Source organism: Dokdonella sp. (assembly GCF_049593775.1).
In the GTDB taxonomy this organism is placed as follows: Bacteria; Pseudomonadota; Gammaproteobacteria; order Xanthomonadales; family Rhodanobacteraceae; genus Dokdonella.
The window spans coordinates 1-11,469 of the sequence record NZ_JBAWHJ010000184.1; the positions used below are offsets into that span (position 1 = coordinate 1).

The window sequence follows — 11,469 nt, forward strand, 5'->3', positions numbered from 1 at the left end:
CGGATGCCAACACCGCGCGCCAACAAATCGGCATCGTGGAAAGGGCTTTTTGGATCAACCGAAAGGCGATCTGGCAAGGATGCTGTCATGCATGTGCTCCGTCTGGCTTGGTGGGTCGATAGGCTGAACTCCCAATCGTACGTTATTTGCCTTGAAACGTGGGTCGCGCCATCACATGGTTTCCACACCTCGTCCAGCTTGCCAGCCTGATGCGGATCAGAATGTGAGCGAATCGTTGATCCAGCCTCATGCGGACCTGGGTGGTGCGATAGACACGGATTTCGGCGAAATCCACCGCAAGGCACGCCGTCAGACACCAAAAAACTACTTCAAGTCTCCTTCTGAAGCTGTTGATCGGTAACGAAACAGGAATCTGCCCAGGCATTATATGCAGCGAATGAAGTGCGGCCGGCACTACCGATGGCGCACTGCGGCATGACTTTTGTCGTCATTCGTGAGTTTGCCAAACGCAAATCCGCGACACTTGTAACAACTCCGCAATCTATGCATGATCCGCCGTCGGGTGGAGTCGGACTCAGTCTTTTGATGGTCCGTTGCTCCCGCCTCTGGAATGACGTGAGGGAACCGGTCGACGACCCAGGTCGCGACCCGGCACGCGTTCCGGATTGTTGAACGGTCTGGGGAGACAACTTTGCGAAATACGGTATTCGGCAGCGCAACTGCCATCATCGCGGCGTGCTTGTGTGTGCACGCGGTTGCACAATCGACGCCAACGGGCGCCAACGACAGCACGGCTGCGCAAGCGCAGCTCACTCGCGTGGATACATCGGCAACCCTTGCGAAAAATCAGCCCGTAGTGATCGACAATCCATACGGTGATGTGCGCCTTCGCTTTGGCGGCTACGAACACGCTGTCGCGTCACATGCTGTTGTCCAGCAGCCGAACGGGGCGGCCGTCATCGTGTTGCAACCCAGCGTCGTCGAGGGCCACTACCGCATCGCTCCACGCCTGCCCGAAGGCGTCCGGATCACCGACGATCAACGGCTTGACCTCGTCGTGTTTGTCGCCGAGGGGCACTCGGTCACCGTGCGCACCGAACAAGGCCAGATCGAGAGTCGCGGGATTCGCGCCGATATCGACCTGCAAAGTACGAGCGGAAACATTGCCATCAGAGGAACACAGGGAAGCGTTCAGGCCCGGACCGCCGGCTCCGGCTCCGTCGAAGCATCACTGGGCCCTGCCCCGGCCGGATCCACCCAGCGACTGGCAACACGCACGGGAACAATCATTCTCGCCGTCGACGAAAAGCTCGATGCCGAACTTCAAATGTCCACGTCGGCAGCGTTTGCAACCGAGTACTCGCTTCAGGTTGAGCAACTGCCGGGCAAGGAACCGAACAAGACAGCCAAAACCACCATTGGCGTGGCTCGGGCAACCATCATTCTGCAAAGCCTGCGCGGCGAAATACGTCTGTTGCGCTGGAACGGATTCACCGCGGCGGACGCAAGTTCGAGCGAAGAAAAGCAAGTGAAAGGCGACAGCAACTGAAAGAGGCCGTTTCGTACTGCCTGCTCCTGATAGGCAAGGCGAAACGCATGAGTTTCAAGCGATTCCCTATCGAGGAAAAATTGATGAACCTCCGAAAATCCATCGTGGCCGGCACAGCGCTCGCAATGCTGCTGGTGCTACAAGGCCATGCCATCAGCGCCTCAAACCTCGAGTCGCCCGGTGGCGTACAGGTTGGCGAACCGGTATCGGCCGTCGGCATCGACGTCGATCTTCGCGACATGCCGACAGCTGCCAGCTGGCGACCTGGCATGGCGATCAAGGAAGCCCACAAACGCCAGTTCTTTCCACCGGAACGGCTTGATACTTCAGCACCGAAATGGATCCTGACCGAGCCGGACAATCTTCCCGAGCTGCAGAAGATGTGGGACGAGAACGCACCCTCCCGTTCGATGCAGTCCGAACCGAAGACCCGCGTAAGCATCAACAATGGTTCGACCGGCGTTTCTCCGGGTGATCCGGTGGTCGATGTCAGCGCGGATCACATCATTTACGGCGTCAACGGCAGCAGCGGCACCACGTTCACCATCTACAACAAATCGGGCACCAAGCTCGCCGGGCCGACCACATTCTCTTCACTGGCTCCGAGCGGAGATGGCTGCCGGACTTCGGTCAGCGATCCCATCGTGCTGTTTGATCGCCTCGCCAATCGCTGGTTCCTTCTCGAGATGGGCGGAACGTCATCGGCGGCAAAGATGTGCATCTATGTCTCCAAGACGTCCAATCCGGTAACCGGTGGATGGTGGTTCTATGGTTTCTCGACTCCAGTGCTCAACGACTATCCGCATTGCGGGGTCTGGAACAACGCCTACGTGTGCACCGACAACGAAGGCGGCAGCACGGTTGCAGCCTATGCCTATGACCGCGCCAACATGCTCAATGGCGCAACCGCACGTGCGCAGCAGCGCTTCACCAGCGTGCCGAAACTGGGCGGCTACGGATTCCAGGCGCTTACACCAGTCACCTTCATGGGAACTGCCGCCAATTCGCCACCAGCTTCCACGCGTCAGATCCTCGCCCGCCACAACGACGATGAGGCTCACGCAGCAGGATCAGCTGATGCAACCCGCGACTTCATCGACTTGTATTCGATGAACATCGACTGGAACTCACCTGGCAACAGTGGCATCACCACCTTGCCACGCATCGCCATCACCGAGTTCAACAGCTGGTTCAGGAACTACTCGTCGTTCGCAACCGTGCCGCAGCCGGGCTCCAGTTCACTCCTCGATCCGATTCGTGAAGTGATCCTGAACTCCCTGGTCTATCGCAACATGGGTAGCCACGAATCGATCGTTGGCCAGTTCGCGACCAATCTGAATCCGGCACGCTCCGGCACGGTCGTCAATGCCGGCATCCGCTGGTTTGAATTGCGTCGGGTCGGCACGGGCAACTGGACCCTGCAGCAGGAAGGAACCTACGCTCCTGGCGACAGCAATACACATCATCTGGTCGGTACGATCGCCACCGACAACAAGGGCAACATCGGCCTTGGCTACAACACGACCAGGACATCCTCACCGACAACCTATGCCAGCCTCGGCTACACCGGACGCATGGCCTCCGATGCCGGCGGCGTCATGACCCAGGGTGCCAACCTGGTCGCTGCGGGATCTGCCGCGGAAACCTCCGGTCGCTGGGGTGATTATTTCCAGATGGCTGTCGATCCTTCCGATGACTGCACATTCTGGATGGTCGGCATGTATCGTCCATCCGGCAGCTGGAACACACGCATCCAGGACTTCAAGTTCAGCGATTGTGGCGCGGCACCGAGCACCTATTCGGTTTCCGGCAGCGTGACGACGAGTACCGGTGTCGGCATCTCGGGCGTCAACATCAGCACCGGATCGGTGAGCACCACAACCAATTCCAGCGGCGCCTACACGCTGAGCAACCTGGCCAACGGCAGCTACACACTGACCCCGAGTCTGGGTAGCTACACGTTCGCACCTGCAAGTCGCAGCGTGAACGTGAGCAATGCCAATGTCTCGGGCCAGAACTTCACGGGCACGGCGAGCAATACACCACCCGTGGCGAACTTCAGCTTCACGACGAGCAATCTGGTCGCCAGCTTCACCGACAGCTCAACCGACAGTGATGGCTCCATCGCATCGCGCGCATGGAATTTCGGAAACGGAAACACCTCCACTGCGACCAATCCAAGCCACACCTATGCCGCTGCCGGAACCTACAGTGTCAGCTTGACCGTTACCGACAACGGCGGAGCCACGCACTCGATCACGAAGTCGGTCACCGTCTCGGCCCCGGTCAGCAACGTACTTCAGAACGGAGTGACCGTCAGCGGACTGAGTGCGACCAGCGGAAACGAGATCAATTACACGATGATCGTACCTTCCGGTGCCAGCAACCTGAACTTTGCAATGACCGGAGGTACCGGCGATGCCGATCTCTACGTCCGATTCGGCAGCGCACCGACCGATGCAACCTATGACTGTCGGCCGTATGTAGGAGGCAACGCCGAGTCCTGTCCGTTTGCAAGTCCGCAGGCTGGTACCTGGTTTGTGCGGGTCAAGGCCTATTCGAGCTTCTCGGGCGTCTCGTTGACCGGCAGCTACACGGTCGTCACCAACAATCCGCCGGTAGCGAATTTCAGTTTCACGACGAGCAACCTGGTTGCGAACTTCACGGACAGTTCCACCGACAGCGATGGCAGCATCGCTTCGCGATCCTGGAATTTCGGTGACGGCCAGACCTCGACGGCGGCCAATCCTGTGCACGCCTATGCATCCGCCGGAACCTACAGCGTCAGTCTTTCAGTCACCGACAACAATGGTGCGAGCAACGCGACGACGAAATCCGTAACTGTCACCAGCGGCGGCAGTAGCGTGTTGCAGAACGGAGTCGCGGTGACCGGGCTGACGGCAACCAGCGGAAATACGCTCACCTACACGATGATCGTCCCGGCCGGAGCTACCGGCCTGAGCTTCTCCACTTCAGGTGGCAGTGGCGATGGCGACCTCTACGTCAAGTTCGGTTCGGCACCCACCACGTCGAGCTATGACTGCCGTTCATGGGCCAGCGGCAACAACGAAACCTGCACGATCGCGACCGCACAGGCTGGCACTTACCACGTCATGATCAACGCTTACGCGACCTTCAGCGGCATGAGCCTGACGGGCAGCTACACTCCGGCATCCAGCGGCGGGACGGTATTGCAGAACGGCGTGTCGATCAGCGGACTGGCTGCGACCACGAACAACTGGACGTCGGTTTACACCCTGGTCGTGCCTGCAGGCGCCAGCAACCTGTCCATTGCCATTGCGGGAGGGAGCGGAGACGCCGATCTCTACGTGCGGCTGGGATCGGCCCCGACGACAACGAGCCATACCTGCCGTCCGTACCTGAGCGGCAACAACGAGACATGCACGTTTGCGACACCGACGGCGGGCACCTACTACGTGTCCGTGCGGGCGTACTCGACGTTCTCGGGAGTCACGCTGGCACCCGCATTTACGCCGTAGCGGGACAGAACCGAACCGATTTCAGTCGGGGATTGAAACTGCGGCGACCGGAGAAATCCGGTCGCCGTTTTTCATGTGGGGATCGAGCGCAACAGGATCAGGCCTGCGCACACCCGACACAACGAGTCAGAGTCGGATCCATGTCCAGTCGACGGGCATCCAGTTCCTGGCCGCAGACGTGGCAATCGCCATATTCACCCCGTTCCAGGCGGAGCAATGCGCCGGCCAGTCGCGTGCGCTGGACCTGCCTCCGGCGCTTTGTTTCAAGCGCCAGTTCTCGCGCCTGCATAGCGTCCATGCGGGTCAATCGGCCGAAGCGCGACTGATCGAGCTCGACTGGCTGGTCCGAATCCGCAGACAGCGCTTCTACCTGTTCCAGTTCATGCTGCAATGACAGCAGCCGCTCGCGCATCTTTCCAAGGTCCAATGCAGACATGTCATGAGCCCCCGGGAGTTTGATTGAAGTGGTGCACCATCCAGGATGGGCGACTCAACGCAGCTGGCTATCCTTGCTGCCCCTGCGATTGAAGCCAGCGGCTTTCCTGGCATCCTGGTCACTGGCTTCCTGGCACTTCACGCACAGACGCACGCCAGGAACGGCCTTGCGTCGCGCTTCAGGAATCTTTGCATCACATTCCTCGCAACGCTCCAACCCCGGCCCCGCGCGCAACTGCGTGCGCGCGCGCTTGATGCCATCCTTGATCGTGGCATCGATCTGATCCTGGACGGCGCCGTCGCCTGCCCAACCGGTAGCCATGCTCGCCTCCTCGGACTGCTATGTGTGGATCAACCTGAACGCAAAGGATAGCGCGCGCGGATGAATCACGCCCTGCTGATCGACCGGCACGCTCATGAGACAATGATGCAAGACATTGCGATCTCCGACACAAGCTTTCCAACGCCCTCGCCATCTGGCGAGTCTGTTCAGTTGTTGTCCTGCTCCGCGACTCGATTTTCCCGAATTGTCTGCGATGCCAGTCTGACCGTCCAGATATACCCCAAAGAGTCCGAAGCTCTTCAAGGCACAGCCTCGCGGCGCGCCAACAATCGCTCTTCGTCTATCAGGGTCCATCGCTCAGCTGCCGCGATTCTGGCCGCCAGCTCATAGTCCAGCGCGGTGCCTGCATCCCCCTGACCCGCTGCAAGCGTTGCCCTCAGCTTCAAGACTTCGAATGTGGCTCCAAGCACCAATTCGGCGAATTGAATCTGGACCTCGGCTTCGGCCAAGTCGCCAATTCCGATGCTTGCTTCAGCAAGTGCCAGATACACAGTCGCATTTCTTCGCGGATCACCAACTGCCCGAATCCTGGCCTGCGCCGCTTCCAGGGATTCCCTGGCTTGATTCCATTCCTGTGCCGCCATTCGCATTCTGGAAATCAACAACAGGGCATCAACTTCAAGCAGGACAAATCGACCTGCCCGTGCTTCTTCAAGGATTGCCAGCGCGGCCTGCCCGGCTTCAGCGTTCTTGTCTAGACGCCAGTCGATGGTGGCTATCAGCAGTCGTTCGTGAAGTATGCCGTCGATCTCGTTGATCGAATGTGCTTCCTCAAGTGCTTTCGCCTGCGAAGCTCTTGCCGCTGTAAAATTCAGCCGAGCACCTTGTACCAAGCCCAGCAATGAGAATGCCTGCATGACTTTCGGTGCCTCCCCGAGCTCGTGGGCGATCCGCAACGCCAGCTCGGCAAGTTCACCGGCTTTCGCCAACTGCCCTTGATCCATCTCGACAAGGCCCAGTCCAATCAGGGCAGTGACTTCCGAACTTCGATTGCCCAGCTCGCGATGTTGTTGCAGAGCTCTTGTATACAGCGTGCGCGTATCCTGTGCGCGAGCCTGCCGCCAACGCAAATGCGCCAGCGAATTCATGGCGACCGCAGCACTACGCCGTTCCCCGACCAGCTCAAATCGATCGATAGCGGACTGGAAATGATTGCCGGCGCTATCGAGGTCACCCAACTTCAATTCAACCTGACCGAGAGTGTGCAGCACATTTCCTGATGGCATCTCCTTTCCGGCAATCAGCTCAAACTCGGCCGCCTGATTGAGATAGTCACGGGCAGCGCCCAACTGGTCGCGATTTTTTGCAAGGATGCCGAGGTTGATCAGGATGGCTGCGGATCGATCGGGATCATCCAGCTGACGGGACATGGTGTAGGCCTCGTCAAGGAGCGCGGCCGCACCGTCCAGATCGCCGTTGCGCCAGCTCATGATCGCGAGTGCATTGCGAACCGAACTGCGTTGCCGCGCCGAACCGTTGGCATCGGCTTCATCCAGCAACAGGCGCAACTGTGCGTGTGCTTTTTCCCTTTCGCCGAGATCGCGCAGTCCAATTGCGACTTCATAGCGCGGCCAGAACTCGCCGGGAGCCTGTTCAACGGCCAGGGCGTAGTATTTTTGTGACCCGGGGACATCGCCCTGAAGTCTCAATGCACGACCACGAAGATAGGCTTCATTGGCAAAGCTGTCAGATGTGACCTCGGCCCTGTCTCCGCTCAAGCCCAGAGCGATTCTCAGATCTGCGCCGGCGGCATGGGCGAGGCTCGTGATGTCAGCGGCAACAACACTACGCCGACGATCATTGTTTTCAGCGTCTCTCACCCGATAGTCGAACCTCAGTTGCCCTGCGTTCTGCTGGATCTTGCCTCGGACAATATGCGTAATTCCGTAGATCTCGCGCAGTTGCCGGTCCAGCGTCTCGGGTTTTTCTTCCTCGCCGTCGAGGTCAACCACCTCGCGTGCGCCCATGACACGGACCGGGCCTTCCACACGAAGGATTTCGTCGATCGCCGTCATCAGGCCAAGGCGAGCCCAGTCCTGGCGCGGATCGCCGGTGTGGTTCTCCACCGGCAAAACGGCCACCCGCATCTGGGCAGTCGCACTTCGTCCCTGTGATTCCGGTCGTTGCACCAGCCAGACAAGAAGCACGATCGCTATCAAACCCGACGCGATCCAGACACTCCTAGTCCACGTGCGTGTCCTTGCGGTGTTCGCCAGCCCGGATATCCCCTGGGGAATCGGGCCGAGTTCTTTCGACGCATGCGCGGCGACCGAAGCTGCCGGTTCAGATGAGGCATTTGAATCAGTTGCGGTCAGATCTGCAATTGCCGAATCCACCGCTTTGTCGATAACCACAACGTCCACCAGCGCCACAAAGCGAAAACCCCGACCATGCACCGTCTGGATCGCCTTTGGATTCTCGGCATCTTCGTCTAGCGCTCGGCGCGCCTTCATCACGCAGCGGCTCAGCGCGGCGTCGGTCACTACCTGGTGCGGCCAGACGGCTTCCAGGAGTTCGTTCTTGTCTATCAGGCGGGAGCGATTGATGAGCAGATAGGCAATAAAGTCGAACACCTTGGGCTGCAGCACAACAGCCTGCCCATTGCGCAGGAGCTCGTGGCTTCCGGGTCGCAGTTCGAACTCGCCGAACCGGAATGCGCGAATCTGCTCGATGCTGTCTGGTTCGCTTTCGGACATCAAATCTGGCTGGTGGCACGCAACGGACTACAGCCTAGCGCAAAGCGTCCGCGATTCCATTCACTGCTCGGATCTGCCCCGGCCGCACATACTGCCCCGGTATCCATTCTTGCGCATGAAGCGGTGGCGAATGACACTGTCCCAATAGCCTGCTGGAGTTCGTCCTAATCGATTCTGTCAGACACCATCATTTCTGCCCGGGCGAGAATGGCCTCGCAACAACCGGATGGCTGCTCAGTCACAGATTTTGCCGTCACCGCCAAGCTCCGAAGGCACTGCACCTCTCGCTGAACCATCATTTGCCATCGCAGACCCCAGGGATTCGAATTTCGGGATTCAGCGTCAGATCAACGCCATTGAAGTCAAGGCCCCGAACAATCATCACGAGACCAATGCATGACAAACCTCCCACCCTTCCATCTAGCCTTCCCTGTCATTTCGCTCGCACATGCACGCGACTTCTATGGCGAACTGCTCGGCTGCCCCGAGGGCCGCTCCAGTGACGAGTGGGTCGATTTCGACTTTCATGGCCATCAGATCGTGGCGCATGTCGCGCCTCAGGAGTGTCTAAACTCAAGCTCCGCCGATGTCGACGGCGATGCCGTACCTGTCCGCCATTTCGGCCTGGTACTTTCGATGCCTGACTGGCACGCGCTCGCCGAGCGTCTGCGCAAGGCCGGCACGGTCTTCATCGTCGAGCCGCACCTGCGTTTTGTCGGCAAGCCGGGAGAGCAGGCAACCATGTTCCTGCTCGATCCCAGCGGCAACGCGCTCGAATTCAAGGCGTTCGCGGATCCTTCCCTGCTTTTCGCGAAGTAGGGCGTCGTAGCTGGCGAACCTCAAGATGACGAGTATTCAGCGCGCATGACTTCTGGCGCTATCGCTATTATCAACTAAACAGCAGTATTGACTGAACCTTATCGGACAGATCCAGTGCAGCCATTGAAGCAATTCGCCGAATCCCGACCGGTATTGAGTTACGTACTGCTCTGCTACCTGATCACCTGGCCGATCTGGTTCTGCGTGCCGCTGCTTGCCGGCACCGACTGGACCCTGGGGAAAATCCTTACCGGAATCGGTTTCGGGCCGGCATTGGCGGTCATCGTGCTGGACCGCATGCGCGGCACGGGCGCGGCCATCGGCACCCGTCATTGGTGGTTCGCCTTCCTGCCGGTATTCCTGATTGTCGGCACCCTGGATATCTCGAGCCTGCTTACCGGCGATGCCATCTCGGCAGCGGAATTCGCGAAAGCCCAGGCACAGGGAATTACCGCGATCGGTCTGGCCGGCTCTCTTGTCGCCGCTGCAGTCGCGGGATTCATTTTCGCGACGATTGCCGGTAGCCGAACCCCGCAACTGGCTTCCCTGACGACCTGGCGATTGCCGCTGCGCTGGTGGCTGGTGGCGCTGTTCCTTCCTGCCAGCTGGATGTTGCTGGGACTTGCCATCACGCTGGCCAATGGTGATCCGGTTGAAGCCGTCGACGGTGGCCTGTCCACTGCGATATGGCTGCTGTTCGTCGTGCGCTCACTGCTGTTTACCCTGCTCGTGGTGGCAGTCGGCGAGGAAGCCGGCTGGCGCGGCTGGATGCTGCCGGAACTGCAGAAGCGGTTCAGCCCCTTGCTCAGTTCCGCCATTCTCGGTGTCGTCTGGGGCCTGTGGCATTTCCCGCTGTTTCTCAACGGTCAATACTCCGGCGAACCCGCGCTGGTCTTGGCCAAGGCCGGTGCCTGCGTCATCCTTGCGACCCTGTTCACCTGGCTGTTCAACCGCTCGCAGGGAAGTCTTCTGCTGGCCGTGGTCCTGCACACGGCGCTGAACAATACGCCACGCCTGATTCCGGCCACCGATGCCATGGGAATCGGCTTGCTCGGGGCTTTCGTCCTCATGATCGTGATCGACAGGATGTGGCGCCGGCCCGGGCTGAACGGCTGAACGGCTGAACGGCTGAACGGCTTTTTTCAGCGCCTCAAGACGAAAACCGGAATACGTACTAAGATACGTACATTGATTTCGTCGGACCCGCTCGATGCTCTGGGCATGCCTCTATTTTCCTGAACTGCCGCTCGATGCCGTGCGTCCGCAGGAGTGCGCGCGTGAGTTGCCTGCCGTACTAGTCGACGGTCCGGTACGCAATCCTCGCGTGGTCATGGCGAGCGCGACTGCCCGCCTGGCCGGTATCCGTGCAGGCCAGTCACTGGCCGCGGCGCGTGCATTACAGGCTGACCTCGCGGCATGGAGGCGGGAGCCCGATGCCGAACAGCAGATGCTCGGCATCCTGGCCGACAGTGCCTACCGCTTCAGTGGCGAGGTGAGCCTGTTGCCACCGCGTGCCCTGCTGCTTGAAGTGGGTGCCAGCCTCGGCCTGTTTGGTGGCTGGCCAGCACTCGAACGGCGACTGCGCAGGGACCTCGATGGCTGGGGCGTGAAATATCGACTTGTCGCAGCTCCGGTCGCTTCCGGTGCCCGCGTGCTGGCCGGCTCACAGGATCGCGTCGCCCTCCTCACCCAGGCGCAACTGCTCAGTGCATTGAGCAATATTCCTGTTGAAAATTGCGGACTTGAAGTGAAAACATCAAGTAGTTTGTCTTCCATGGGCCTGAATCATCTTGGCCAGCTATTCGCCCTGCCGCGGGCCGAACTGACGCGCCGCATCGGGCCAGCCGCCCTGCTCCATCTGGATCGCATGCGCGGACTCGCCGCCGAAGCCCTGCCCAGCTATCAGCCGCCAAGCCGTTACGCGCGCCGTCTCGAATTCGATCATCGCATCGACAGCGTGCAAGCCCTGCTGTTTCCGTTGCAGCGCATGTTGCGCGACCTCGCCCGCTTCCTCATCGTGCGCGATGCCGGCGTGCAGGATTTCGAGCTGATCCTCGAACACGAACACCAGGCGACGACGCGCATCCGGATCGGCCTGCTCGAAGCACAGCGCGATGCGGGCAAGCTGCTTGAACTGACCCAGGCGCGTCTTGAACGGATCAGCCT

General features: G+C 59.8%; 9 protein-coding genes. 6 read left to right on the forward strand and 3 right to left on the reverse strand.

What is annotated here, in order from left to right; genetic code table 11:
* Positions 1-89 (reverse strand): DUF3297 family protein (locus tag WBP53_RS06345; protein WP_423927077.1); only part of this gene is annotated, 89 nt, incomplete at its 3' end.
* Positions 90-652: 563 nt separating this feature from the next.
* Here WBP53_RS06345 and WBP53_RS06350 point away from each other — a divergent pair.
* From WBP53_RS06350 to WBP53_RS06360, 3 genes are all read left to right on the forward strand, one after another.
* Positions 653-1,510 carry a hypothetical protein gene (locus WBP53_RS06350; protein WP_423927061.1) on the forward strand — a complete coding sequence of 286 codons (858 nt, stop codon included), beginning with the start codon at positions 653-655 and terminating at the stop codon, positions 1,508-1,510.
* Between the two features lie 83 nt (positions 1,511-1,593).
* A complete protein-coding gene (locus WBP53_RS06355; protein ID WP_423927063.1) occupies positions 1,594-5,010 on the forward strand; it encodes a pre-peptidase C-terminal domain-containing protein in 3,417 nt (1,138 codons plus the stop codon).
* A gap of 73 nt (positions 5,011-5,083) precedes the next feature.
* Positions 5,084-5,404, forward strand: a complete 321-nt coding sequence (locus tag WBP53_RS06360; RefSeq protein ID WP_423927065.1) for a hypothetical protein — start codon at positions 5,084-5,086, stop codon at positions 5,402-5,404.
* Between the two features lie 96 nt (positions 5,405-5,500).
* Here WBP53_RS06360 and WBP53_RS06365 read toward each other — a convergent pair whose 3' ends face one another.
* Together WBP53_RS06365 and WBP53_RS06370 are read right to left on the reverse strand one after the other, a co-directional pair.
* The gene (locus tag WBP53_RS06365; protein ID WP_423927067.1) at positions 5,501-5,767 is read right to left on the reverse strand and encodes a DksA/TraR family C4-type zinc finger protein; all 267 of its coding nucleotides are present in this window, start codon (positions 5,765-5,767) and stop codon (positions 5,501-5,503) included.
* A 260-nt stretch (positions 5,768-6,027) separates the two neighbouring features.
* Positions 6,028-8,484, reverse strand: a complete 2,457-nt coding sequence (locus tag WBP53_RS06370) for a tetratricopeptide repeat protein (protein ID WP_423927069.1) — start codon at positions 8,482-8,484, stop codon at positions 6,028-6,030.
* Positions 8,485-8,880: 396 nt separating this feature from the next.
* On the opposite strand from WBP53_RS06370, the gene WBP53_RS06375 reads away from it, so the two are divergent.
* The 3 genes from WBP53_RS06375 to WBP53_RS06385 form a co-directional block, all read left to right on the forward strand.
* A complete protein-coding gene (locus WBP53_RS06375; RefSeq protein WP_423927071.1) occupies positions 8,881-9,303 on the forward strand; it encodes a VOC family protein in 423 nt (140 codons plus the stop codon).
* A gap of 114 nt (positions 9,304-9,417) precedes the next feature.
* Positions 9,418-10,419, forward strand: a complete 1,002-nt coding sequence (locus tag WBP53_RS06380; protein WP_423927073.1) for a CPBP family glutamic-type intramembrane protease — start codon at positions 9,418-9,420, stop codon at positions 10,417-10,419.
* 94 nt (positions 10,420-10,513) lie between these two features.
* Positions 10,514-11,469, forward strand: a 956-nt coding sequence (locus tag WBP53_RS06385) for a Y-family DNA polymerase (protein ID WP_423927075.1), incomplete at its 3' end; no start/stop codon positions are given.

Bases quoted from the DNA above. Each gene is read 5' to 3' on its own strand.
- WBP53_RS06355 (WP_423927063.1), top strand. From the start codon at position 1,594: ATGAACCTCCGAAAATCCATCGTGGCCGGCACAGCGCTCGCAATGCTG.
- WBP53_RS06360 (WP_423927065.1), top strand. From the start codon at position 5,084: ATGTGGGGATCGAGCGCAACAGGATCAGGCCTGCGCACACCCGACACA.
- WBP53_RS06365 (WP_423927067.1), bottom strand. From the start codon at position 5,767: ATGGCTACCGGTTGGGCAGGCGACGGCGCCGTCCAGGATCAGATCGAT.
- WBP53_RS06370 (WP_423927069.1), bottom strand. From the start codon at position 8,484: ATGTCCGAAAGCGAACCAGACAGCATCGAGCAGATTCGCGCATTCCGG.
- WBP53_RS06375 (WP_423927071.1), top strand. From the start codon at position 8,881: ATGACAAACCTCCCACCCTTCCATCTAGCCTTCCCTGTCATTTCGCTC.